Genomic DNA, 22,635 nt, shown 5'->3' on the forward strand with positions numbered 1-22,635 from the left:
TCGTGGTCTGCGATCGTCGAAATTCGGATCGCGCTACCCGGTTGGGTACAGACCCGACGCTAGGTGATCTGAACGCCCCGACACACCCACGAAGGGGCCTTTTCGGAGACTGTCAGCAGTTGTTCATCGGCCGTTCGGAACCGGACCCGATCCATTTACCCATAAGCACTTTCTGTCCAGGCGGCCGTTACCGGCAGTTCACCTTCGCCCCCAGCGCCTCGGCCAACAATGACACCGTGGATTCGCGTCCCGGCGCCGTGGCCGGGTCGGTGCCCCGCCGCGCCGAGGCGACCGGGTTGAGCATCACTTCATCGACCCCGAACCGCCCGGCCAACTCCCGCAACTGCGCGACCGCCTCGGCCGGTGACCCCAGCACCGCGCGTTCGAGCTCGACCTGCGCGATACGGCTCTGATCCGGGGTGAGTCGCGCCTGGGCGGCGTCGTCGACAAGATCCAAGCGGCCCGGTGGTTGCCCGGTCGCCGTCCGTGCCTGCAAATGCAGGTGGGGCAGTATCAAAGCGGTTGCCTCCGCGCGGGTTTCGGCGACCACGGTGTTGACGGTCAGAAAAGTGATCGGCTCACCGGTGAGCTCGCTCGGCACGAATTCCGACCGGTAGAGCGCCAGCGCCTCGGCGGTCTGTTCGCCGAACAGGTGATGCCCGAACACATAGGGCAGCCCTTTGGCCGCGGCGACTCGGGCCGACTGCACCGATGACCCCAACAGAAAGACCCGCGGCTTCGTCAGCGCGTGCGGCGTCGACCGCAGAACATAGCTGCGGTCGGGCAGCTGTACCGACACTCCCGCGGCGCCCAGCAGGGCGATCACGTCATCGAGATGGTCGGGGAAATCGTCCACGGCGTGGTCGTCGCGATCGCCGCGGCCGCCGCGCAGCACCATCGACGTCACCGGATCGGCGCCAGGTGCCCGTCCGATGCCCAGGTCGATGCGGCCCGGGTAGGCGGCCTCCAGCAGCGCGAACTGCTCGGCCACCGCCAGCGGCGCGTGATTGGGCAGCATCACCCCGCCCGAGCCGACCCGCATACGGGACGTCGCGGCCGCGAGCATCGCGATCAGCACCGCCGGGCTGGTCGCTGCGACCGAGGGGACGTTGTGGTGCTCGGCGACCCAGTACCGGGTGTAGTCGAGTCCGTCCGCCAGCTTTGCGAGCCGCATCGTCGCCGCCAGCGCGTCCGGACTGGACTGGTCGGTGCGTACCGGCGCGAGGTCGAGGATTGAGAAGCGCACAGCGGCGATCTTGCCATTGCCGGGCCGGCTACCGCCGTTCGTAACCGCACGTTCTGGTTTCGTTAACTTCCGTCGCGCACAGTGGGGCTGATGAGCAGCGATGCCGAGTTCGCCGGTGCTGTGCCTTCTGGGCCCTCCGGGCCTCCAGAACCCTGGGACATCGGCCGTCCCCAGCCGGCGGTGCAGCAGCTGGTGGCCTACGGCGCGCTGCGGGGTGAGGTACTCGATCCCGGCACCGGCCCGGGCCACCACGCGATCCACTATGCGGCCCAAGGCTATTCGACGACCGCAGTCGACCATTCCCCGGCCGCGATCGCGCTGGCGCGACGCAACGCTGCGGCGGCCGGGGTGACAGTCGACTTCCAGGTGGCCGACGCGGTCGATCTCGCCGGGTTCGACGGTCGTTTCGACACCGTCGTCGACAGCGCGTTCTACCACGTGTTCCAGGACGACGAGGAAACCCAGCTGCGTTATGCGCGCAGCCTGCACCGGGCCACCAAACCGCAGGCACGGCTGTTCATGTTCGAGGCCGGTCGCCACAACGTCAACGGCTGGCAACTGGACGGCCTCTCGCCCGAACGTTTCGGGCCGTTGCTCGCCGAGGCCGGGTGGCGGATCGACCACATCGGGCCCACCACCTATCAGGGCACCTTCGATCCCAATTCGTTCACCGAGATGATCACGGTGATGGAGGCGCTCGGCCGCGAAGACCTGCTGGCCGGTGTCCGAGCACTGGCCGAACGGTTCGCGTACCTGCAACCGCTGCTCGAAGACAACGTGATCCACATGCCGTTCTGGGCCGTGACCGCCACCCGGCTGGATTAGCTGTCACCATGGAGGCATGTGCGGGCGTTTCGCGGTAACCACCGACCCGGCGCTGCTGGCCGAGCGGATCGACGCGATCAACGAGGTCCCGCCGGACGCTGATCCGGGCCCGAACTACAACGTGGCACCGACCGATCCCGTCGCGACCGTGGTCAGCCGGCGTACCGGCTCCGGCCCCGACTCTGGGGCGCCGACCCGCCGGGTCCGGCTGATGCGCTGGGGGCTGGTGCCGGCATGGACGAAAGCCGGCCCCGACGGCGCGCCGGTGAGCGGGGGCCCGCTGCTGATCAACGCCCGCGCCGACAAGCTCACCACCTCGCCGGCTTACCGCGCGGCAGCCGAACGCCGGCGCTGCCTGGTGCCGATGGACGGCTTCTACGAATGGCGTGCCGCACCAGCGGAACTCGACGGGACTCAGACCGGACACCGGGCACGCAAGACACCTTTCTACATCCACGGCGACGGCGCGATGCTGTTTGCGGCGGGCCTGTGGTCGGTCTGGCGTCCCGACCAACGGCGTGACCCGTTGTTGAGCGTCACGATCATCACCACCGCGGCGGTCGGAGAACTCGCCGGCATTCACGATCGGATGCCGCTGCTGCTTCCCGAAAACAGTTGGGACGCTTGGCTGGACCCGGATTCTCCGGTCGACACCGAGCTGCTGGCCCACCCCCCGGCGGCGCCCGCGGTCGTGCTGCGTGAGGTTTCGACGCTGGTCAACAGCGTGCGCAACAACGGACCGGAGCTGATCGCGGCAGCCGCGCCGCAGCCCGAACAGGCGACGCTGCTCTAAGCTGCTCCAGTGGCTGGGCTAACGCCCGACCAGGGCTCGCTTCTCCGCGGCGTATTCCTCGTCGGTGAGGATCCCGGCGTTGCGCAACTCGGCCAGCTCGCGCAGTTCGACATCGGCACCCATCAGCAGGCCGAACGCCGACTCCGGCGTCAGCTCCGGCAGGTCGTTCGGCCGCTTTTCGGGTGGCCGCGAGGTGATGCTGCCGGCGGTGGGGACGCGTTGCCCGCGGGTGGCACCCGCGCTGGCCCGGCCGGCCAGGCCCGCCGCGGCCATTCCCACCGCGGGGACCACTGTCTCACCGGCGGCGACGGCCGGGGCGGCGGAGCTACCGGCCGAGGCCAGCGAGACCCCGACCTGCCCGATCACCGATGGCACCGCCGATGCCCAGGCCAGCGGCACCGACAAGCCGCTGATCGAGCTCGCCGAGGCCATGCTGGCGAACGGCAGCGCGCCGGCCATCGCGGCCCGGGCCAATTCCTCGACCACCCCGAAGACGCCGAGCGGATCGATCAGAAACGTGCCGAGCGCGTCGATGCCGAACGTGCCCACCGAGTCGACGACGAGTTCCAGGCCGGCGTTGGAGAGCTCGACGGCGGGAGCGCCGCCCGCAGCCAAGGCGGTGGTGAGCGGTCCGATGACACCGGCCAACGCCGACAAGCCCGTCGACGAACCGGCGGCGGTCGGGAAGGTACTGCCTGGCAGCGCCTGGGTGAACCCGGCGAGCAGCCCCTCGCCTTGTCCTTCAGCGGCGATGGCGGCGGCCTGCCCCACGGCTTTACTGAACCCGGTGGCCTGACCCACGGCTTTACTGAACCCGGTGGCCTGCCCCACGGCTTTACCGATTCCGGCGGCCTGGGCGGCTGATCCGGCGGCGTTGGTGGTGCGCGGCGGTTGGGTGAACGGGACCAGTCTGGTGGCGGCGGCGGCACTGACGGCGTAGCCGTACATGGCGGTGGCGTCCTGAGCCCACATCTGCGCGTAATGGGCTTCGGCGGCGGCGATCGCCGGGGCGTTCTGACCCAGAAAATTGGTCGCGACCAGGGACATCAGCAGGCTGCGGTTCGCGGCGATGACCGGCGGCGGCACGGTCATGGCGAACGCGCTCTCATACGCGGCGGTGGCGGCCCTGGCCTGGATGGCGGTCTCTTCGGCCTGCACCGCGGCGGTGCGCATCCACTGGGCATACGGCGCGGCGGCCGCGGCCATGGCGGCGGCGCTGGGCCCGGCCCAGCCGGAGGACAGCTCGGTCAGCACCGATTCGTAGGCGAGGCCCGCGGTGTTCAGTTCGGCGCCCAGCGCATCCCAGGACGACGCGGCGGCCAGCAGCGGGCTCGCGCCCGCGCCGGCATACATCCGGCCCGAGTTGATCTCCGGCGGTAAAAACGCAAAATCCATAGGTGTTACCGGCCGAGGAGGCGCCGCTTCTCCTCGGCGAACTCCTCTTCGGTGAGGATTCCGGCGTCGCGGAGGTCGGCCAGCTCCCGCAGCTCGCCGGAGATCCGCGTGATCGGTCCGTTCAGCGGTCGCACCGGCGGCGCCTCGGGCTTCTGGTCACGTTGCTTGACCATGGGGCGCGGCGTCGGCTTCGCGGTTCCTTTGGAGGTCGCTTTGGAGGTCGCTTTGGAAGTCGCGGTGGCGCCGCGGCCCCGGCCGACGCCGGCGGTGGCGCGGCCGGCCAGACCGGCGGCGGCCATCGCAGCCATCGGCAGCGCGGTGGCCCCGGCGGCCGTGGTGGGGATGGCGCCCTCGGCGGCAGTCGGCAATGCGCCGCCGATCTGCTGGATCACCGTTGTTGGGGCTGCGGTGGCCCACGCCTGCGGTACCGACAACCCGCTGAGCGTGGCGGCTTCGCCCATCTCGGCGCTCACCGGCGTCACCGCACTGGCCAGCGCCATCTCCGGCAGCAATTCGCTCTCGATTTCGCCGATCCCGATCAGGTCGATACCGAAAGAGCCTGCCGCGTCGACGCCGAAGGTGCCGGCCGAGTCGATGACGAAGGTGCCGAACAGGCTCGCCGCCAGCGCCGCGTACGACGCCGCCAAGCCCGGCTCCAGCGCCGCCGCCGACCCGACCGAACTGAGCAGGGACGCATTCGTTCCGGCCGCCGCCGAGCCCGGCGATGCCAGGCCCTGCAGGGCCTGGGTGATCGCGGAGGCCGCGGTATTGGCCTGGTTGCCTGCCGCGGTGGCTGTCGCCTGCCCGACGGCACCCGCCTGGTTCGTCGCTGCGGCGGGGTTGGTGGTCGGTGGCGGTTGGGTGAACGGGGCGAAGGTGCTGGCGGCGGCGGAGCCGGTGGCGTAGCCGTACATGGCGGTGGCGTCCTGAGCCCACATCTCGTAGTACTGGGCGTCGGTGGCCGCGATGGCGGCGGTGTTCTGGCCCAGGTAGTTGGTGGCAAGCAGGCTCATCAGCTGGCTGCGGTTGGCGGTGACGACCGGTGGCGGCACGGTCATCGCGAACGCCGAGTCATAGGCCGCGGCGGCGGTTCTGGCCTGGGCGGCGGCGTGCTCGGCCTGGGCCGCGGTGGCGTGCATCCACTGGGCGTACGGTGTGGCGGCGGCGGCCATTGCGGCGGAGCTGGGCCCGACCCAGCCGCTGGACAACTCGTCGATCACCGAGTCGTAGGCCAGGCCCGCGCTGTTCAGTTCGGCGGCCAGAGCGTTCCAAGCGGTAGCGGCAGACAACAGCGGCCCGGCGCCGGCTCCGGAGTACATCCGGGCCGAGTTGACCTCCGGCGGCAGCATTGCGAAATCCATTGCTAGACAGTTCTGTTAGCGGTCGGCGTCATGATTTCTCCTGAGTCCCCCCGGTTTGCGTCGGTTGACGGCCGCTGGGCGCACCACTGTCCGAGTCATGGCGACGTTAAACGGTGAACTTGAAGTGAACCTGAAGAATCCGGCGGTGGACGAAAACTCCGCCGGTGGGTGCTCCCCATCCGGGCCCGGTGGTGTTATCAATGGACATGGCCGATTCGCGGTCCGCCGAACGGCGAGGCGGCAATCCCTCAGCGCGTGGCGCCGAGACCTTCAGTGTGGGGACTCCTCGGGTGCTGGTGGTAGAGGATTCCGAGACGATCCGCGAGATGGTCAGCGAGGCGCTGGCCGACGCCGGCTATCTGGCCGAAGCCCAGCCCGACGGCAGCGGGCTGGAGGAGGTGCTGGACGGGTTCCGGCCGGATCTGGTGGTGCTCGATGTGATGCTGCCGGGACGCGACGGATTTGCCCTGATGGATGTGATCCTGCGCTGGGGCGAGGTCGGAGTGGTGCTGCTCACCGCGCGCGATGGCCTGCCGGACCGGCTGCGAGGACTCGACGGTGGCGCCGACGACTACGTGGTGAAGCCGTTCGAACTCGCCGAACTGGTATCGCGGGTCGGTGCGGTGCTGCGCCGGCGGGGCCGGCTGCCGGCGGCGGTGCAGTTCGGCGACCTGATGGTCGACGTCGACGCCGGGGTGGCTTCGCGTTCGGGAACCCCGCTGGGCCTGACCGCCACCGAGCTGCGGGTGCTGGTCTACCTCGTGGAACAGCGTGGCCGCATCGTCAGCAGCGCCCAGATCCTCAACGCGGTGTGGGGGTATGAGGCCTATGACCCCAACCTGGTTCAGGTCCACATCAGTGGGTTGCGCCAGAAGCTGGAGTCGCACGGACCGCGGATCCTGCACACCGTGCGCGGGATCGGGTACCGGCTGCAACTGTCAGCCTCATGACCGCCACACCGTCGCTGCGCCGACGTTTGACGGTGATGGTGCTGGCGCTGCTCGCGGTGTTGATGCTGACCATGGGGTTGGTGATCAACGCCACCTTGACCGCACTGGAGAATCGCAGCCTGCACGAGCGACTGTCGTTGGCCACCGATCGGGCGGATTCCCTGGTGGCACTGAATATTTCCCCTGAACAACTGGCGGATCAACTCAACGGCGGCATCATCAGCGCACTCGTCGTCGCCGCGGACGGGTCCAGTTTCGGCGACCCTGCCATCGAACCCGACGCGACCACCGGATCGAGAATGGCGCCCCCGCCGCTGGAACCCGACGAGACCGCGACGGTCCTGGTGCATCCCCTGGCCTACGGCGGACGGGTGATCCTGGTCGCCGACACCACCGAAGCCGCCGAGACGCTGAGCCGATTGCGGCGCCTGATGATCGGCGCCGGGCTCGGGATTCTGCTCGTCGCGGCGGTTCTGTTGGCCGGGGTGAGCCGGGCCATGCTCGCACCGCTGGATCGGCTCACCGATCTGGCACGTGACATCACCACCGGTGACCGGGGCCGGCGCCTGCGCCCCGACCGGCCGAAGACCGAACTCGGCCGTGCGGCAAGCGCTTTCGACGACATGCTCGATGAGTTGGAGGATTCCGAGAAGCGCGCGCAACGGGCCGCGGAAGGGGCTCGGCGCGCGGAAGCGGCGGTCCGGCGTTTTCTGGCCGATGCCGCCCACGAGTTGCGCACCCCGATCGCCGGGATTCAGGCGGCCGCCGAGCAGATCGCCGGCAATGTCGGTCAGGGTGTCGGTCAGGGTCTCGGCCAGAACATCGACGAGGATTCAGTCGAACCCGAAGTGCTCCGTCAGCACCGCCGCGCCACGATGCTGCTCACCGAGGCCCGGCGGGCCACCCGGTTGGTCACCGACATGCTGGACCTGAGCTACATCGACGCCGGCCTGCCACTGGAGCTCAAAGACATCGACCTGATCGGGATCGTCGACACCCAGCTCGACCGGGCGGCTTTACTGGCCCCACAACTGCACCCGGCCCGCACCGGCCTGGACAGCCTGGCGATTCGCGCGGATCCGACCCGGCTGGCGCAGATCTTGTCGAATCTGCTGGACAACTCCCGGCGCTACACCCCGCCCGGCGGGCACATCACCGTCGACGTGAGGCGCGCCGGAAGCACCGCCGAATTGACCGTTGCCGACACCGGGATCGGCATCCGCGCCGAGGACGCCGAGCGCATCTTCGACCGGCTGGTGCGCTTGGACAGTGCCCGCGGCCGAGACCACGGCGGCGCCGGGCTCGGGCTGCCGATCGCGCGTGCGCTGGCCGACGCGCACGGCGGTCAGCTGACCTGCGTTCCCCACGACGGCGGCGCCTGTTTCCGGCTGGTCATCCCGGTCGCCGCCGAGATCACGGCTGCACGTAGCCCGGCGGATTGACGGTGTCCACCCACAGGTCCACGCCCAGGTCCCCGCCGGGAACGCAGTCATAGACCGACAGATCGGTGACGCCGGATTCCAGCAGCACGTCCTCGCAGAGCACCGAGTTGCCGGTGTAGGAGGTGGCCGGTCGGGTCAGGATGGCGTAGGCGGCGTCGGCGTACACATCGGGCGTGCGGGCCCGGGCCATCGCTTCGTCGCCGCCGAGCAGGTTCTGCACCGCGGCGGTGGCGATCAGGGTGCGCGGCCACAGCGTGTTGGAGGCGATCCCGTGCGAGCGCAGCTCTTCGGCCATGCCCAACGCGCACAACGTCATCCCGAATTTGGCCATCATGTAGGCGGTCGGCTTGAGCCACTTCGATTCGAGACGGATCGGCGGCGACAAGGTGAGGATGTGCGGGTTCTCCCGGCCGATCATGTGCGGGATGCAGGCCTGCGACACCGCGTAAGTGCCGCGCACCTCGATGCCGTTCATCAGGTCGAAGCGCTTCAGCGGCACCTCGAGAATCGACCCGAGATTGATCGCCGAAGCGTTGTTGACGCAGATGTCGATCCCGCCGAACCGCTCGACTGCCGCCGCGACAGCACCTGCCACCGAATCGCCGTCGCGGATATCGCCGACGATCGGCAGCGCCTGCCCGCCGGCTTTTTCGATCTCGGCGGCGGCGGTGTAGACGGTGCCGTCCAGTTTGGGGTGCGGTTCGGCGGTTTTGGCGATCAGCGCGATGTTGGCGCCGTCGGCGGCTGCCCGTTTGGCGATGGCCAGGCCGATACCGCGGCTGGCACCCGAGATGAACATGGTCTTGCCTGAAAGAGGTCCTGGATTTGCCATGCTGATCAGCCTATGCCGCCGATGATCGGAGTTATCGCCGGATAGCCGGGGTCAGTTGGGTGGGGGTGGCGGTCGGTCACTGTGACCCCCACTCTTCTACGAGCCGCTCGATACCGGCGCGGGCCTCATCTGCGGTAGGGGCGAGCCACGACAGTGAGGAGAACTCGGCGCTCGATGTTGCCTAGATCGTCAGCTCGGGCCGAGACGGCCAAGTCCAGCGCGGAGAATACGGCCGCCACCGCGGAATGGCACCGGGAGACGAGGAACGACCCTGAGATTGATGAATTTGATCTATCAATCAAAGAAATATTGGTATTTCAAAATATCAATACTGGTCATTACTGTTGAAAAGGTGACCACTTCCGCCGGCATCGTTATCTGCCAGCCCGATCTCGCCGCGGTTTTCGAGGCCGCGCGATGAGCGCGGTCGCGGTGCATGCTCTGGTCACCGGCCGCGAAACCGGTCCGGTCGTGGTGCTGTCCAACTCACTGGGCTCCACCCACCGAATGTGGGGTGCGCAGCTGGCCGAACTGGAGCGGCGATTCCGGCTGGTGCGCTACGACACTCGCGGGCACGGCCAATCCCCGGTTCCGGCCGGGCCCTACACGATCGACGACCTGGCCGACGACGTGGTCGCATTGCTGGACCGCCTCGGGATCGAACGGGCACACCTGGTCGGACTGTCGCTGGGCGGGATGACCGCGATGCGACTCGCGGCCCGCAACCCCGAACGGGTCGATCGGCTGGCGCTGCTGTGCACGGCGGCGCACCTGCCACCGGCCGAAGCCTGGGTCGAGCGGGCGGCAACGGTGCGATCCCAGGGCGCCGGCGCTGTGGCCGCATCAGTCGTGCAGCGCTGGTTCACCCCGGAATACCTTGCCGTGCAACCGGATGTGCGCGACGAGAGCGAGGCGATGGTGGCGGCGACACCCGCGCAGGGCTACGCCGGGTGCTGCGAGGCGATCGCCACCCTGGACGTACGCGACGGCCTGGCGTCCATCACCGCGCCGACGTTGGCGATCGCCGGTGCCGACGACCCGGCCACCCCGCCGGCCAAGCTCGACGAGATCGCCGCCGGCGTCAAAGACGGCCGGCTACTGGTCGTTCCGCACGCCGCGCACCTGGCCAACGCCGAACGGCCCGACATCATCACCCCGGCCCTGATCGAACACCTGGAGCAATCGTGAGACGCGCCGCCGACGATGCGGAGCGCAGCGACGAGGAGGAGAGGCGCAAATGGCACTGAACAAGGTGGTTGACTCGGCCGCCGCGGCGGTCGCTGACATACCGGACGCCGCCAGCCTGGCCGTCGGCGGCTTCGGGCTGGCCGGCATCCCCTGGTTTCTCATCGACGCGCTACTCGAGCAGGGTGCGACGGACCTGACCATCGTGTCCAACAACTGCGGTGTCGACGGCGCAGGGCTGGGCCTGCTGCTCGACGCGCGGCGAATCAGTCGAGTTGTCGCCTCCTACGTCGGAGAGAATAAGGAGTTCGCCCGCCAATACCTCAGTGGTGAACTGACAGTGGAACTCACCCCGCAGGGCACCCTGGCCGAACGGATGCGCGCCGGCGGCAGCGGCATCGGCGCCTTCTTCACCCCCACCGGGGTCGGGACCGCCGTCGCCGACGGGGGCCTGCCCTGGCGGTATCACCCTGACGGAAGTATCGCCATCGCCTCGCCGCCCAAAGAGGTACGGACCTTCCGCGGGACCGAAATGGTGCTCGAGGAAGGCATCGTCACTGACTATGCGTTGGTGCGCGCCGCGGTTGCAGACAAGGCCGGCAACTGTCAATTCCATGCGGCGGCACGCAATTTCAACCCGCCGGCGGCAATGTCCGGTCAGATCACGATCGTCGAAGCCGAGCGGGTCGTCGAGGTCGGGGAACTGCACCCCGACGCGGTTCACCTGCCGGGAATCTTCGTCAAGCGAATCCTGGCACTCACCCCAGAGCAGGCCGCGCGCAAAGACATCGAGAAACGCACCACCCGGCCGGTGACGATGCGGGCGAGGCACGAGCCCGCTGAGGAGGCGGGCAATCAGGCACGAGAGCAGGAGGCGACGCGATGAGCTGGAGCCGCGATCAGATGGCCGCCCGGGCGGCCCGGGAACTGCACGACGGTGACTACGTCAACCTCGGCATCGGGCTGCCCACGCTGATTCCCGGTTACCTGCCCGAAGATTCGGCCATCACGCTCCACGCCGAGAACGGCATCCTCGGCGTCGGGCCCTTTCCCTACGACCACGAAGTCGACCCGGACCTGATCAACGCCGGGAAGCAGGCCGTCACCGTATTGCCCGGGGCATCGTATTTCGACTCCGCGACCAGTTTCGCGATGATCCGTGGCGGCCATGTCGATGTGGCCGTGCTGGGCGGCATGCAGGTCGCGGCCAACGGCGACCTGGCCAACTGGATGGTGCCGGGCGCCATGGTCAAAGGCATGGGCGGAGCGATGGATCTGGTCAGCGGCGTGCGCCGGGTGATTGTCTTGATGGATCACACCACCAAGACCGGTGCTGCCAAGCTGGTCGCCGCCTGCGACCTGCCCTTGACCGGCCGCGGCGTGGTCAGCCGGGTGATCACCGACCTGGGGGTGCTCGACGTCGCCGGGGACGGTTTCGCGTTGGTGGAGTTGGCTCCCGGGGTGGACTACGACGAGGTGGTGGCCAAGACCGGAGCGCCGGTGCGTGCTCGCGGGATTGCAGATCAACCGGCCGGCGTCGGGGGTTGATCTCGTGGCCACGGACGTCGATCTGGACGCGTCGGGACTGATGCAGGGTAGGTCAGCGGCGCAGCGCCGCAAGCTCGGATCGGGACCGCACTCCGAGTTTGGTGTAGATCCGGGTCAGGTGGTACTGCACGGTCTTCGGTGAGATGTAGAGCTCGGCGGCCACCTCACGATTTGAGTGGCCTTGGGCCACAAGGGATGCCACCGACTCCTCTTGCGGGGTCAGTTCGGTGTATCGGCGCGGTCCGCGCAGCTGGTGTACCCCGCCGGCTTTGAGCTCACGGTCACACCGATCCATGAAAGTGCGCGCGCCCAAAGACAGATACAACTCCCGCGCGGCGCTGATGACGGTGTCGGCGTCGCGCCGCTTGCCGGCGCGGCGCAGCGTCTGCCCGTAGGCGAAGTTGACTCGGGCCAGGTCGTAACGCAAGGGCAGACCGTCCAACAAGGTAAGGGCTTCGTCGAAGGACCGCCGTGCTGCGGCGAGATCGCCCGCCGCCCCGAGCAGCCTGCCGCGTGCGCTGCATTGCCGTGCCTTCGCGGATCGGTGCTCAGCGGAATACGGCTCGTGCGACCGCAGCAGCGCATCGGCAGCATCGAGTTGCCCGTCGCTGACCAGCGCACCGGCCAGCACGTCGACCCACGGCCACAATGCCGGCTGGTGCAGCGCGGGGTCCCACGACGCCCTGGTCAATGGTTCGAGCACCCGCCGTACGGTGGCGTGGTCGGCTTCGGCTTCGGCGGTCATTGCCCGCGCGATGAGCGCGGGCAGTCGCATCAGTTCGTAGTCGCCGGTGGCCGCGTCCGCCGCCGAAACCGCCGCCGCGGCGGCCTGCCAAGACCCTCGCAGGGCATGTACCTGAGCCTCGGTCCACGCCAGCAGCGGGGTGACCAGCACGATGCCCGTGCTGGCAGCCAGCTCGCGGCCTTGTCGGGCGCTGTGCAACGCCCGGTCCCAGTCGCCGACGGTGAACTGCACCCGCGCCAGCCAGGCAATCGCCCACAGCGTGATTCGCGCTGAACCGCCCAGCTCCGCCATCGCCACTGCGCTCTCCAGGTTGCTGCGGGCCCCGTCGATGTCGTCCATGCTCAGCTGAAGCCAGCCGCGTCCCATTTTGACGCGTTGAGCCTGCGCGCCGTAGCCGATGCGCACGTCGAGGTCGTCGTAGGCGGCGGCGGCTTCGCGTGATCGTCCCGACGCCGCCAACCCCAACCCGCGGATGGCGGCAGCTTCGATACCGGCGGGCGACTCGTCGCCGGCAAGTGCTATCGCACGATCCGCCCAGCCGACGAGTTCCTCCCCGCGGCAACGCATCAGTGAGTTCAGCACGTAACGCTGGGCGATCAGGGCCGCCGTCGCCGGGTCACGGTCGGCGTTGACGATGTCAGAGGCCCGGCGCAGCCGGACCTCGGCCTCGGCCGCCCGGCCACGAAGTATGGCCAGATAGGCCAGCACAGCGTTGCGAAGCGGGGTCTCGCGCATGCTCTCCACCACCGGAACCAGCGCGGCCGCCCCCGCGCAGTCGCCGGCCGCCACCAGCGCGTCCACCGATCGGGTGAACCGCTCGTCGCGCAGTAGTGGATCGGCGGTGAGCCGACTGGCATCACGGAACAGCCTCGCCGCCTCGGCCCATGCTCCGGAAGCGGCCTGGGCGTGAGCCAGTTCTTCGACCCGGTCGGCCAATCGTGGCTCGGTGGTCGGCGTGGCGGCGACCAGGTGGCGCAGCCGGCGGGCGGGATCGACCACGATCTGCGCGGCCCGGCGGTTCGCCGCGGCGATTGCGCGGACACCCATGATCTCGATGACGGCCGCAGTGGTCAGCGAATCCTTCAGGTGTGGCCGGTGTTCTGCCGTCACGGTGATCAGGCCGGCCGCGACGCCGTCGTCGATCGCTTTGAGCGGATCGTCTGATCCGGCCAACTGTGCTGCGGCGTCCAGTGATTCGTCCGTCGAGAGAATCGCCAGAGCTTCGATGAGGTGGCGGGTCTCGCGGGCGCAACGGTCCAGCCGGGCGCGCACGTCGGCGGTGATGTGCGCCGGGGCGGGCAGCGGGGTGTCCGGATGGGTCCATACCGACGCCGGAAGTTCGTCGAGCAGGGCGAGCACGTCACGCGGATTGCCGCCGGTGTGGCGGGTCAGAAGTTCGGCCATCACCGGATGCAGCACTCCGCCGCGCAGCCGGGCCAGTTCGGCCACCGCCGCGGAATCCAGCCCGCCCAGGCGCATCTCGTCGGTGTTCAGCCCGGTCAGCAGGGGAGTCGGTGTCGTCTGCGCGAGCAGCACCAGCAGTGACGCCCCGCGATGGTGGCGAACGGCGGTGCTGAGCGCCTGTAACGAGATCGGGTCGGCATATTCGGCGTCGTCGACCATGATCAGCGCCGGGCCGTCACCGGTGACGCGGTCGACCAGCCAAGCCGCGGCGGCAACCGGGTCGATCGGCGGCGAGTCCTGCAGCAGTTGATGCAGTACCCCTGCCGGTGTGCCGGTCTCCCATTCCATGGCCTGCGCCCGGTAGGTCGGACCGTGGTGGACCTCGGCGAGGTGACGTAGCAGCGTGGTCTTGCCGATTCCGACCGGGCCGACAACACACACCATCGCGGCGCCGCCGGTCGCGACGGCGCCGACGCGTCCGGCGAGTTCGGCCAGCTGCTGATCACGCCCGATGCACACCGCAGGGACCATTGTTAGAAGTAAAGCAGGTATTTCGCTAGACCACGGCGGGACACTGCAGTCGGCGACGCGGCCGGCCGCCGCTCAGCCCTGATCGCCGCCGGCGACCGGCAGCACCGTGCCGGTGATGTATGACGCCTCGTCAGAGGCCAGGAAGCAGATCGCGGCGGCCTGCTCATCGAGGGTCCCGTAGCGCTTGAGCAGCGACGAGTCGATGGTCTGATCGATGTGGGTCTGGAACCAGGCGCGCTCGGTATCACTGACGGGTTCCGGTGTGCCACGCGAGATCCGGCGCGGTGGGGCCTGCGTGCCGCCAGGCGCGGTGGCACAGACCCGGATGCCGGCATCGGCGTACTCCATCGCCAGCGACGCGGTGATCGCGTTGATGCCGCCCTTGGCCGCAGAATACGGAATCCGGTTGACCCCACGGGTGGCCGCCGACGAGACGTTGACGATCACGCCCTGCCCGCGAGCCACCATCGACGGCAGTGCGGCACGGCACGCGAACAGCGTGGTGAGCAGTGAACGGTCCACCTCCGCGCGGATCTCGGCCCCGCTGAATTCGGTGAACGGCTTGAAGTTGATCGCCCCGCCCACATTATTGATCAGTACGTCGATATGGCCGAACCGCGAAAGCGCTTGCTGAACCAGCGAACTCGCTCCCTCTGGCTGCTCCAGGTCAACGGTGACGGCCAGGGTCTGTGGATCGCCGGCGACCGGCCCGTCGGCGAGTTCCCGGGCCAGGTCGACGACCAACTGGGAGCGGTCGGCAAGGACCAGCGTCCCGCCCTCGGCGTTGATCCGACGGGCGATGCGCTCGCCGATGCCCTGCGCGGAACCGGTGACAACCACGACTTTGCCGTCGAAGCGGCCGGGCGTGACGAAGCGCGGCCGCCGCACCGCGAGCGCGTCGGCCATGGCACGCCGCATGGTCTGCTTGGCCCGGTCGGCGTGGGCGGAGATCAGGCCGCGGGCGCCGGTGCGGTCGCCGGCCTCGAACGCGGCGACGATGTCGACGTGGTCCTGGGCGCACAGCGGGTGGCACCAGGTGGCGTTGCGCAGCACCTCGCCCATTCGGCCCTTGACCCCGAGTGCTTGGTAGGCCCGCAGCAGGTGGTCGTTGCCGGTCAGGGTGAACAGATACTCGTGGAAGGCCGCATTGGTCTCGGTGTACTGGGTGGCATCCACCAGCCGGTCACCGTCGACGTAGGGCATCGTCGACTCCGCCAACAGCCGATAGCCGGTGAGCTGCTGGCTGGTCAGCCGCCCCAAGGTCAGCTCCACTGCGCCCAGTTCGAGGGCTTCGCGGGCCTCGAACAGGGCGTCGGATTCGTGCACCGCGGGGTGCTCCTCGCCGATCTGGTAGCCGTCCGGGGCAACCGTCGCCGACTGGGCAGCCGGTGGGGTGACGGCGACAGGTTCGGCGGACGGGAACATCTCCTGGCCGATGACGGACCGGGCCTCGCCGGCCGCAACCAGCAGGCCGCCCTCATCGATATCGATGGGAGTAGCGGTACCGCCATCGGGGTCGGCCGGGGTGAGCAGCTGGCCGAGGACGCGACGGGCGATATCGCCTTCTGCGGTGGCCACTTTCGCATCCGGCGTCGGCACGATCTGCGCGGCGGGCAGCATGACCTGGCCGATGACGGCCCGGGCGTCGGCGGCCGGGAGCAGATCTTCGACCGGTGCGACCGGTGCGACCGGTGCGACCGGCGCGGCCGCAGCTGCCGGCGTGGCCGGTGCTGCGTGCTCGTCGGTCTCCGCCGGGGTGGCAGGCGCGGTGCCGCCGGGCACCGCCAGAGCGAACTTCTCGTAGTAGAACCCGGTCAGCGCGACGTGCGCGTCGGTGAGGTGCTTGCGCACCGCCTCGACCATCGGGGGAGGACCGCACACGTAGGTGGCGACGTCACCGTCGTAGAGGTGTTCGGGTGCGATCAGGCTCATCACGTGGGCCTTGTGCGGCCCCCGGTTGGGTGCCGAACTGTTCGGGTCGGACACACAGTAATCCCAGCTGAAACCCGGCAGCCCGGTGGCGACTTCGGCGAGCGCGTCGAGCGCCACCAGGTCCTCGTCGCTGCTGACGCCGTAGATCAGGTGGGCTCGGCGCCGGCTGCCGTCGTCGCGGAGTTTGCGCAGAATCGCCAGCACCGGCGCCAGACCGGTGCCACCGGCCAGCAACAGCACCGGACGGTCGGTCTCGCGCAGGAAGAACGACCCGTGCGGTCCGGTGAACTCGATCTGATCGCCGACCGCGGCCCGGTCGGTCAGGTAGGCCGACATCACCCCACCGGGGGTCAGCTTCACCAGAAACGTCAGCCGCTCGTCGTTGGGGGCATTGCTGAACGAATACGACCGGGTCACCTTCTCGGTCGCCGACGCACCCGGTACAGCGATGTTGGCGTACTGGCCCGGCAGAAAGGCCAGTTCCGCCCGGTGCGCAATCTCCAGCCCCATCAGCACTGTGGTCGCCGACAGTCGCTTGAGTTCGACCAGCGTGCCCGAATAAGAGGTGGCCTGCGTTTTGGCGACCTCGGAGGTGCTGCGGATCTGCAGGACAATGTTCGAGCGCGGTTTCATGACGCAGGGCAGGCAGTAGCCGGCCGCCGCCTCGTCCTCGGTGAGTGCGTCGGGCAGGTAACTGCCGCGATCGTAGGTCCCGGACTCGCAGAACGCTTTGCAGGTGCCACACACGCCGTCGAGGCAGTCCACCGGGATGTTGACCCGCTGACGGTAGGACGCGCTGGCGATCGTCTGGTCTTCGGCGCAGCTGACGAACCGGGTGACACCGTCTTCGAACCCGAGCGCCACCTGGTGCGCAGGCGCCGGGCTCGCGGTGTCCACCGGTGTTTGGGGGTGCGATGTGACGGTCATAGCGGGGTTCCTCAGATGTGGTAGATGTCCACGACGTGGTCGATGTAGTCGTTCTTGAGCACCACTGTCTTTCGCCGGATCAGCGGCTGTTCCCCGGAGAAGTCGATGGTGTAGAACGACGTCCCGTAGTACGGGTCGACCTCCTCGTAGCGGTAGTACATGGTGTGCCAGTTGAAGCGGATGTCGACCACATCGCCGCGGCGTTCGATCACCTCTACATTGCTGATGTTGTGGCTGGTGCGCGGGTCGGGAAGTGAAGTCGCCGAGGAACGCTCGGTGCGGATCCGGAAGACCCGGTCGTGCAGGCCGCCCTTGTTGGGGTAGTACATCAGCGAGACTTCGGTCTGGGGGTCCTCGGTGAGCCGGTCGTCGACATCCCAGGCCGGCATCCAGAACACCACATCGTCGCCGTAGCACTCCAGCCATTTCTCGAACTCGCGGTCATCGAGGTACCGCGCCTCGCGATAGAGGAACGCTTCGATGGCGTTCTGGGTGATGTGCTTGGCGCCGGTCGTGGTGTTGTCGGACTGAGTGTTTTCGGTGAGGGTCATCATCAATGCCTTCGTTCAGTGCCCGCAGGTGGTCCGGTGGGTGCCGCCGGTGTGGGCCGCCGCCCGGGCCTGTTCGCCGGCCCGCTCCTTGGTCAGGGCGTCTCGCATGGCCTCCAGCCAATACTGGTCTTGCACAACGAATAAGCCTTCGTCCTCGGCCTTGACCCCCGATGAGATGACGTTGTGCATGTCGAGCGACTCGGCGACGGCGTCCGGTCCGGAGATCCAGTGTTCGGCGCCGCGGCTGACGTCGTTCCACGGCGCGGGCTCGGCATGGAAGCCGGTCTGGACCGAGCGGAACTCCTCCAGGTCGTCGGGGGTGGCCATGCCGGTGGCGTTGAAGAAGTCCTCGTACTGGCGGATCCGGTTGGCGCGGGCCCGGGGGCTCTCGCCCTTGGGTGCGATGCAGTAGATGGTGATGTCGGTCCGGTCGGCCGAGATCGGGCGGATGCGGCGGATCTGCGTAGAGAACTGGTCCATCAGGTAGACGTTCGGATAGAGGCACAAGTTGCGGGAGCCGGCGACCATGAACTCGCCCTTGGCTTTTCCGTGTGCGGCCCGCAATCGGTCGATCTCGCTGTAGAGCGGCCGATCTTCCGGGTTGGCCGCCTGGGTCCACAGGCACATGTGGCCGTTGGGAAACGCCCAGTAGCCGCCGCCTTCCTCGGCCCACTTGGACGCGTCGAGCACCTTGGTCTCATAGGCGGAGTCGCCGGTGGTGCGCCGAGAGGTGGTGGCAGCGTAGTTCCAGTGCACCGAGGTCACGTGGTAGCCGTCGGCGCCGTTCTCGATCTGGACCTTCCAGTTGGCGTGCAGGGTGTAGGTGGAGGTGCCCCGCAGCACCTCCAACCCCTCCGGAGACTGGTCGACGAGCAGATCGATCACCTTGGTCGCGTCGCCGAGGTATTCGGCAAGCGGCGTCACGTCCGGGTTGAGACTGCCGAACAGGAAGCCGCGGTAGTTCTCGAAGCGTGCGACCTTGGTCATGTCGTGTGATCCGTTGGTGTCGAAGCCCGGCGGGTATCCCGCGCCCTCGGGCAATTTGACCTTGAGCAGGCTGCCGTCATTGCGGAAGGTCCAGCCGTGGAACGGGCAGGTGAACGTCATCCGGTTGTCGGTCTTACGCCGGCACAGCAGTGCCCCGCGGTGGGCGCAGGCGTTGATCAGGCAGTGCAGCTGACCGTCCTTGTCGCGGGTGATCACCACCGGGCTGCGGCCGATGTCGGTGGTGAAATAGTCCCCGGGGTTGGGGATCTGGCTCTCGTGCGCCAGGTAGATCCAGTTGCCCTCGAAGATGTGCTTCATCTCCAGCTCGAAGATCTCGGGGTCAGTAAAGATCCGACGGTTGACCCGGTAGATGCCGGCTTCGGAATCCTCGATCACCGCGTCGTCGAGAACGCTCGCCAGACGATCCAGCTTGCTGGTGCTAGGTGCGGTCATGGGTGCCTCCAAGGGGTTGGTTCCTCAACCCTCGCACCGGGTGGTGATCGTCACACCAGCTAAATGCCTAGTCCTGGGCCGGGCAGAGATTAATGAAAATTCACGATCAATCGAGGGAAAATATGTCCTTGTTCGGTATGGATCGCGGTCATACGCTGAGGTATGTCGCCGGGTGACTCCCGGACCGATGCAGAAAAACGAGCGAGTGCGAGAGAACGCCCATGGAGCTACGTCACCTACGTTATTTCGCCGCGGTGGCCCAGACCTGTCATTTCGGCCAGGCCGCCGAGCGGCTGCACGTTGCGCAGCCCGCCCTGTCCTATGCGATCCGACAGCTGGAGGCGGAGTTGAAGACCACGCTGTTCAACCGAACCACCAGGCAGGTCTCGCTCACCCCTGCCGGTGAATACCTCCAGGACGAGGCGGCTCGGATCCTCGGGGACGTGGACGATGCGGTACGCGGCGTGCGGCGGGTCGCCGCGGGGCGCAGTGGCCGGATTCGGCTGGGCCTGACCGGAACCGCCGCGCTGTCGCACCTGCCGCGGATCGCTCGCATGGTTCAGGCCGAGTTGCCCGGCGTCGACCTCGAGATTCAGGCAGACCTGCTCACCCCCGCGCACTGCGACGCATTGCGTTCCGGCGCACTGGATCTGGGAGTACTGCGGCCCCCCGCCGTCGGTGAGGGGTTGGCGTTGGGAACCATCGCCGTCGAACCGCTGGCTTTGGCGGTATCGGTTGACCACCGGCTCGCGGTGGAACCGGTGGTCTCCCTGTCGGATCTGCGCAACGAACAGTTCGTCGTTTACCAGAGCCGGGAATCGGCCGTTAACGATGCGGTGCTGCGGGCCTGCCGAAACGCCGGCTTCGTGCCGCACCGCGAACATCAGGCTCCGAGCACCGCGGTGCTCTTGGCGCTGGTTGCCGCCGGGCTCGGGGTTGCGGTGGTGCCGGACTCCGCGCGACGGTTGCCGTTGGAAGGCGTGGTATTCCGCGATCTGCTCGATGCCGGGACCATCGAATTGGCGCTGGCCTGGCGCAGTGGTGACGACTCCCCGGTCGTCGGTGCCGTCCGGGCCGTGGTCCAGGCCGCCTTCCCCGTACTGGAACCAGAGGGTGTCCGATGAAAATCACTGCACTGGAAGCTATTCCATTTTCCATCAGCTATTCCAAGCCGCTGAAGTTCGCCTCCGGCGAGGTGCACGTCGCGCAACACGTGCTGGTGCGGGTGCACACCGACGACGGGATTATCGGCGTCGCGGAGGCACCGCCGCGGCCCTTCACCTATGGCGAGACTCAGGCCGGCATCATCGCGGTGATAGAGCAGATTTTCGCCCCGCAACTCATCGGGCTGACACTGCTGGAGCGCGAGACGGTCGGCACCCGGCTCGCTCGCACAGTCGGCAACCCGACCGCCAAAGCCGCGGTGGACATGGCGATCTGGGATGCGCTCGGCCGAACGCTGGGGCTGCCGGTCCACGAATTGCTCGGTGGGTTCATCGACCGGATGCGGGTCAGCCACATGCTCGGGTTCGACGAACCCGCGGTGATGGTCGCTGAAGCCGAACGGATGCGCGACACCTACGGCATCACCACCTTCAAGGTGAAGGTGGGGCGCCTCCCGATCTCGCTGGACACCGCGGTGGTTCGGGCGCTGCGCGAACGGTTCGGTGACGGAATCGAGCTCTATGTCGACGGAAACCGCGGCTGGACGCCGTCGGAGTCGCTGCGGGCGATGAAGGAGATGGCCGACCTGGATCTGCTGTTCGCCGAGGAATTGTGCCCGGCCGATGACGTGCTCGGACGGCGGTGGCTGGTCAGTCACCTCGATGTTCCGTTCATCGCCGACGAATCGGTCCCGACGCCGGCGGACGTGACTCGGGAGGTCCTCGGCGGGTCGGCGACCGCCATCTCCATCAAGACCGCGCGAACCGGCTTCACGGGTTCGCAGCGGGTGCACCACCTGGCCGAGGGACTCGGGCTGGAAGTGGTGCTGGGCAACCAGATTGACGGGCAGCTCGGCACCGCCTGCGCGGTGGCCTTCGGGGCGGCCTATCAGCTCACCGCGCGTCGCGCCGGCGAGCTCTCCAACTTCCTTGACATGAGCGACGACCTGCTCGCCGAGCCGCTGCAGATTCGCGACGGCGTCCTGCACGTGCCGCCGGGGAACGGCCTCGGCGTGGAGGTCGACCCCGAGAAGCTGGCCCGCTACCGCGACGACCGCTGAGTAACCGAGGAGAAGAAGTCATGACCACTTTGGATGCGCCGCAGCCCACGGCCGCTGCTTCCGGTAATGCGGCGAGCGATCGGTTCGCCCTCGACAAGGGATCTTTCGATGCCGTCAAGGACACCCCGAAGGAACGGGTCGACATGCTGGCCCGCGAGGTGCTCGAGGCAGTGCACGCGATCGTGCACAAGCACCAGGTCACCTACCCCGAGTACAACGCGCTCAAAGCCTGGCTGATCAAGGTCGGCCACGACGGCGAATGGCCGCTCTTCCTGGATGTGTGGGTGGAGCACGCGCTCGAGGAAGAGACCACCGCGCACCGCAAGGGCAACAAGGGCACCATCGAGGGCCCCTACTACGTGCCCAACGCCCCCGAGCTGGGCCCGAACGCCACCTTGCCGATGCGAGACGACGAAAAGGGTGACCCGCTGGTCTGGGAAGGCACCATCACATCCCTCGACGGCTCCCCGGTGGCAGGGAAGCTCGAAGTCTGGCACGCCGACGACGACGGCCTCTACTCGCAGTACGCGCCCGGCCTGCCGGTGTGGAACCTGCGGGGCAGTGTCTCGACCGGTCCGGACGGCAAGTTCGTGATCACCACGATCAAGCCGAAGCCGTACATGATCCCCACCGACGGTGCCTGCGGGCAACTCATCGCGGCGGCCGGCTGGCACGCCTGGCGCCCGGCGCACGTGCACTTCAAGGTGTCAGCGCCCGGCCATGAGCTGGTCACCGGTCAGCTGTACTTCCCCGGCGACCCGCACAACGCCGACGACGTCGCCTCCGCGGTGAAGCCGGAACTGATGCTCGACCCCAAGGCGCAGCCGGACGGCAGCTACGCGGTGACGTACAACTTCGTCCTCGACCCGGTGCAGGACTGAGGCCGCCATGCTGTTTCACGTACGGATGGATGTGCGGATTCCGCATGACCTCGACCCACGAGACCGTGCCGAGATCGTGGCCCGGGAAAAGGCGTACTCACAGGACCTGCAGCGCTCCGGCAGGTGGCCGCACATCTGGCGGATCGTCGGGGAGTACTCGAACATCTCGATCTTCGATGTCGCGTCGAATGACGAACTGCACGAAATCCTTTCGGGTCTCCCGCTGTTCGCCTACATGGATATCCGGGTGACGCCATTGGCGACCCATCCCAGTGACGTGAAAGCGGCACCCCGGTAGTCGGTGGCAGGACTGTGAACGCTTTCGACATATCGTGGCGAGCTTACGACGTAAACTAACGGTCGGCGCGCGAAGTAGATCGCCGATGATCGCTACCGGAGTCGTGCCGTCGATGCTGTGAAAAG

The 22,635-nt window shown here is 68.0% G+C and carries 20 protein-coding genes; 12 read left to right on the forward strand and 8 right to left on the reverse strand.

The window, feature by feature from the left end; genetic code table 11:
* Window positions 1-187: 187 nt before the first annotated feature.
* Complete coding sequence (locus ACZYY4_RS06165; RefSeq protein WP_463808698.1) at window positions 188-1,246, reverse strand: LLM class flavin-dependent oxidoreductase; 1,059 nt, start codon at window positions 1,244-1,246, stop codon at window positions 188-190.
* Window positions 1,247-1,336: 90 nt separating this feature from the next.
* On the opposite strand from ACZYY4_RS06165, the gene ACZYY4_RS06170 reads away from it, so the two are divergent.
* Window positions 1,337-2,071 carry a class I SAM-dependent methyltransferase gene (locus ACZYY4_RS06170; protein ID WP_463808699.1) on the forward strand — a complete coding sequence of 245 codons (735 nt, stop codon included), beginning with the start codon at window positions 1,337-1,339 and terminating at the stop codon, window positions 2,069-2,071.
* 16 nt (window positions 2,072-2,087) lie between these two features.
* Window positions 2,088-2,864 (forward strand): SOS response-associated peptidase, encoded by a 777-nt coding sequence (locus ACZYY4_RS06175; RefSeq protein ID WP_463808701.1) that lies wholly within the window; start codon window positions 2,088-2,090, stop codon window positions 2,862-2,864.
* An 18-nt stretch (window positions 2,865-2,882) separates the two neighbouring features.
* On the opposite strand, the gene ACZYY4_RS06180 is transcribed toward ACZYY4_RS06175, so the two are convergent.
* The gene (locus tag ACZYY4_RS06180; protein WP_463808702.1) at window positions 2,883-4,259 is read right to left on the reverse strand and encodes a PPE family protein, SVP subgroup; all 1,377 of its coding nucleotides are present in this window, start codon (window positions 4,257-4,259) and stop codon (window positions 2,883-2,885) included.
* Between the two features lie 5 nt (window positions 4,260-4,264).
* A complete protein-coding gene (locus ACZYY4_RS06185) occupies window positions 4,265-5,620 on the reverse strand; it encodes a PPE family protein, SVP subgroup (protein ID WP_463808703.1) in 1,356 nt (451 codons plus the stop codon).
* 206 nt (window positions 5,621-5,826) lie between these two features.
* Between ACZYY4_RS06185 and ACZYY4_RS06190 the strand changes: the two genes are divergently transcribed.
* Window positions 5,827-6,570, forward strand: a complete 744-nt coding sequence (locus tag ACZYY4_RS06190) for a response regulator transcription factor (RefSeq protein ID WP_463808981.1) — start codon at window positions 5,827-5,829, stop codon at window positions 6,568-6,570.
* Entirely contained in the window at window positions 6,567-8,012 is a 1,446-nt protein-coding gene (locus tag ACZYY4_RS06195) for a HAMP domain-containing sensor histidine kinase (protein ID WP_463808705.1), read from the forward strand. Before ACZYY4_RS06190 ends, ACZYY4_RS06195 begins: the two co-directional genes overlap by 4 nt.
* Here ACZYY4_RS06195 and ACZYY4_RS06200 read toward each other — a convergent pair.
* On the reverse strand, window positions 7,984-8,844 hold the full coding sequence (locus tag ACZYY4_RS06200; RefSeq protein WP_463808707.1) for an SDR family oxidoreductase: 861 nt from the start codon (window positions 8,842-8,844) through the stop codon (window positions 7,984-7,986). The two genes, ACZYY4_RS06195 and ACZYY4_RS06200, sit on opposite strands and share 29 nt — an antisense overlap.
* A 280-nt stretch (window positions 8,845-9,124) precedes the next feature.
* Here ACZYY4_RS06200 and ACZYY4_RS06205 point away from each other — a divergent pair, with 280 nt between their 5' ends.
* From ACZYY4_RS06205 to ACZYY4_RS06220, 4 genes are read left to right on the forward strand one after another with little or no spacing between them, the layout of a single operon-like run.
* Complete coding sequence (locus ACZYY4_RS06205; protein ID WP_463808709.1) at window positions 9,125-9,265, forward strand: hypothetical protein; 141 nt, start codon at window positions 9,125-9,127, stop codon at window positions 9,263-9,265.
* Window positions 9,262-10,032 carry a 3-oxoadipate enol-lactonase gene (pcaD, locus tag ACZYY4_RS06210; RefSeq protein ID WP_463808710.1) on the forward strand — a complete coding sequence of 257 codons (771 nt, stop codon included), beginning with the start codon at window positions 9,262-9,264 and terminating at the stop codon, window positions 10,030-10,032. Before ACZYY4_RS06205 ends, pcaD begins: the two co-directional genes overlap by 4 nt.
* Before the next feature lie 49 nt (window positions 10,033-10,081).
* Window positions 10,082-10,915, forward strand: a complete 834-nt coding sequence (locus tag ACZYY4_RS06215; RefSeq protein WP_463808712.1) for a CoA transferase subunit A — start codon at window positions 10,082-10,084, stop codon at window positions 10,913-10,915.
* Complete coding sequence (locus tag ACZYY4_RS06220) at window positions 10,912-11,577, forward strand: CoA transferase subunit B (RefSeq protein WP_463808713.1); 666 nt, start codon at window positions 10,912-10,914, stop codon at window positions 11,575-11,577. The genes ACZYY4_RS06215 and ACZYY4_RS06220 overlap by 4 nt, the downstream gene beginning before the upstream one ends.
* 52 nt (window positions 11,578-11,629) lie before the next feature.
* Here the strand turns inward: ACZYY4_RS06220 and ACZYY4_RS06225 are convergent, their stop codons facing one another.
* The 4 genes from ACZYY4_RS06225 to ACZYY4_RS06240 all read right to left on the reverse strand — a co-directional run bounded on the left by ACZYY4_RS06225 (window position 11,630) and on the right by ACZYY4_RS06240 (window position 19,107).
* Entirely contained in the window at window positions 11,630-14,257 is a 2,628-nt protein-coding gene (locus tag ACZYY4_RS06225; protein WP_463808714.1) for a helix-turn-helix transcriptional regulator, read from the reverse strand.
* A 72-nt stretch (window positions 14,258-14,329) separates the two neighbouring features.
* Window positions 14,330-17,116, reverse strand: a complete 2,787-nt coding sequence (gene benC / locus ACZYY4_RS06230; protein ID WP_463808716.1) for a benzoate 1,2-dioxygenase electron transfer component BenC — start codon at window positions 17,114-17,116, stop codon at window positions 14,330-14,332.
* Window positions 17,117-17,127: 11 nt separating this feature from the next.
* On the reverse strand, window positions 17,128-17,667 hold the full coding sequence (gene benB, locus ACZYY4_RS06235) for a benzoate 1,2-dioxygenase small subunit (protein ID WP_463808718.1): 540 nt from the start codon (window positions 17,665-17,667) through the stop codon (window positions 17,128-17,130).
* Between the two features lie 15 nt (window positions 17,668-17,682).
* Complete coding sequence (locus ACZYY4_RS06240; protein ID WP_463808720.1) at window positions 17,683-19,107, reverse strand: Rieske 2Fe-2S domain-containing protein; 1,425 nt, start codon at window positions 19,105-19,107, stop codon at window positions 17,683-17,685.
* 221 nt (window positions 19,108-19,328) lie between these two features.
* On the opposite strand from ACZYY4_RS06240, the gene ACZYY4_RS06245 reads away from it, so the two are divergent.
* The 4 genes from ACZYY4_RS06245 to catC are packed head-to-tail and all read left to right on the forward strand — an operon-like array spanning window position 19,329 to window position 22,510.
* Window positions 19,329-20,231, forward strand: a complete 903-nt coding sequence (locus ACZYY4_RS06245) for a LysR substrate-binding domain-containing protein (protein ID WP_463808721.1) — start codon at window positions 19,329-19,331, stop codon at window positions 20,229-20,231.
* Window positions 20,228-21,331 (forward strand): mandelate racemase/muconate lactonizing enzyme family protein, encoded by a 1,104-nt coding sequence (locus ACZYY4_RS06250; RefSeq protein ID WP_463808722.1) that lies wholly within the window; start codon window positions 20,228-20,230, stop codon window positions 21,329-21,331. Before ACZYY4_RS06245 ends, ACZYY4_RS06250 begins: the two co-directional genes overlap by 4 nt.
* A gap of 20 nt (window positions 21,332-21,351) precedes the next feature.
* Entirely contained in the window at window positions 21,352-22,212 is an 861-nt protein-coding gene (catA, locus tag ACZYY4_RS06255; protein ID WP_463808724.1) for a catechol 1,2-dioxygenase, read from the forward strand.
* A 7-nt stretch (window positions 22,213-22,219) separates the two neighbouring features.
* Window positions 22,220-22,510 carry a muconolactone Delta-isomerase gene (catC, locus tag ACZYY4_RS06260; RefSeq protein WP_463808726.1) on the forward strand — a complete coding sequence of 97 codons (291 nt, stop codon included), beginning with the start codon at window positions 22,220-22,222 and terminating at the stop codon, window positions 22,508-22,510.
* Window positions 22,511-22,635: the final 125 nt, after the last annotated feature.

Source organism: Mycobacterium sp. IDUB_21 (assembly GCF_055419425.1).